The sequence below is a fragment of the Kocuria sp. 2SI genome, from assembly GCF_005502825.1.
Taxonomy (GTDB): domain Bacteria; phylum Actinomycetota; class Actinomycetes; order Actinomycetales; family Micrococcaceae; genus Kocuria; species Kocuria palustris.
In genome coordinates this window covers 1-1,977 of record NZ_SCNB01000048.1, presented here as the reverse complement: position 1 = coordinate 1,977, position 1,977 = coordinate 1, and the positions used below count along the sequence as shown (strand labels likewise).

Genomic DNA, 1,977 nt, shown 5'->3' with positions numbered 1-1,977 from the left:
GGTGGTCACGGCGGTGATGATCTGGCGGCGGCGGGTCATGTCTCATCGTGGGTCCGCTGGTGTTGATGAGGTTTTGAGACATGTGGTGACGAGGTAGTGAGACTCAACACCCCTCCGCGCACAGTGCGATGTCCCCAGGGCATCGGAGGCACCCCGGACCATCTGGTCCGGGGTGCCTTTCGTCGTTTTCGACCCGCCTCTGCTATCACAGGCTTCGAGGCTGTGCGCAGGAATGCGCGTATAGCCCGACGTCTCCAGTCGGGCCAGGGCAGTGAGCTTCTGCTTCAGCGAGTAAGGCCCGCTGCCTGAACGGAACCACCAAGGGCAGGGGCGCGCCGAGGGGACACGACCCACGAAGTCGCGGGTCTGATGCGCGTCGAATGAGACCCGTTGATGCCGATAGCCGGCCATGACGCGCTCGAGGGCAGGCCTCGTGCGGGCCATCAACGAGCGGTCACCGGTGCAGGGGCCGGCCCGGCTGACGCCTGCCTCGGTGATCACTCGCGAGCCCCTGTGACCGGAGAGGTGCACGGTGGCCCGGATTCTGCGCCCGGAGGCTGGAACCACCGCCCAGTCCCCTCCAGGTCCGCTTAGGCTTCAGAGACCTGCTGTCGCTGTAGGCGCACTTCCGGCATATGACCCACGAGTGGTCGGCGCCTGGGAGGAATGTTCGGCCCGCCGTCATCGGCGAGTTCGGGCCGACTCTGTTCCGCTGGTCTTGGCCTCGACGTCGAGCGCTCGGTCGCCGAAGTTGAGAACGACGCGAATCAGGGAGTCAGAGCACAGGTGAGACGACCACCTCTTGGCGATCTTCGATGCGCACCTTCCATGCATCCCCTCCGCGGCACAATGTGGCTGTGACGGTGCCCGAGGTCGTGACATACGAGTCGACGATACCGAGGGGTGTCCCTGCATTCGGTGCGATCAGGACCGTCAGCCCACGATCAGGGTTCTGCCTCTCCGCAGTGAGCAGAGTTCCCGGCTTGAGGGTCTTCCACCGTGTGCCGACCCAACCGCGCAGATCACCGTCTTGAGCCTCGTGTCGCGAGAGGCGAGGGGTCCCGCCGAGCCAGGTCAAGGACATCGAACGATCCTTGTCCTGCAGAGTGAACCCTCGATCGTGACGTCGGCAACGCAGACCGAGGTCGGCCTGCCAGTGCTGTCGGAGCAGCGATCCTGTGTCGCCGTCTGCAGTGTCACGGATGATCCAGCAGTCCGGACCGGCAAGGTAGATCACGCGGCGACGCAGCTGGACGCCCGGATACCCGGGGTCGAGCACTGCGAAGTCATGGACAGTCTCCGTGATCTCCGCACGCTCGATGGCGACTGTTGAGCGGGGCGAATACTCCCGTTCAGGAAGAAGAGCCAGGTTGTGGGCCTGTCGGGAATGCAGATGCTGACGGGTGCGGTCCGCACTCTGATAGCTGTGGAATCCGCTGTCTACCAACCACGGTCTGCCTGCAGCGTAGATATGGACGCTTCCCAGGTCCGCGTGAGCATGGGCTCGAACGAAGGGTCCGTGACGGAGAATCATATGCGACTCGTTGTGAATCTTTCGCTGCTCCCCCCAACCGCTGCGAGAGATCGCGTAACCGCCGTCGAGTACCAAGGCAGTGGCCTTGGGACGAGTGCCGCGGACGCCTTTGGTTGCGGCGAAGTCCGCCACCGGATCGAGTCCCCTGGAGACCGGGCCACGGGAAGAATCGCCAATCTGTGGCAACCTCCCGTCGGGCTGAGCCAGATGGGCGAGGACTGTTCCTGCGCCAGCCAGCCGGTGTGCTGCGAAATCAGGAATGGCCCTGCCCTCGAGGGCGACCCTTCGCCACGCTTGAGACCACCAGCGAAGGTTCATCTGGTGATAAGCGGCCCTTCACAGATGAGTGTGGGTTGGCTGCCGAGATCGGGTCCTCTGGGTGATGCGCAGGATCGGCGTGGTCCTGATGCGCGTTGTGCGCCGAGGATCGCGGGGATGTCACA

1 protein-coding gene is annotated in these 1,977 nt (G+C 64.2%); it reads right to left on the bottom strand.

All coding sequences use genetic code 11. The features are described 5' to 3' along the window. Positions 1–775: 775 nt before the first annotated feature. A complete protein-coding gene (locus FFS25_RS13250; RefSeq protein ID WP_171004224.1) occupies positions 776–1,666 on the bottom strand; it encodes a heparinase II/III domain-containing protein in 891 nt (296 codons plus the stop codon). Positions 1,667–1,977: the final 311 nt, after the last annotated feature.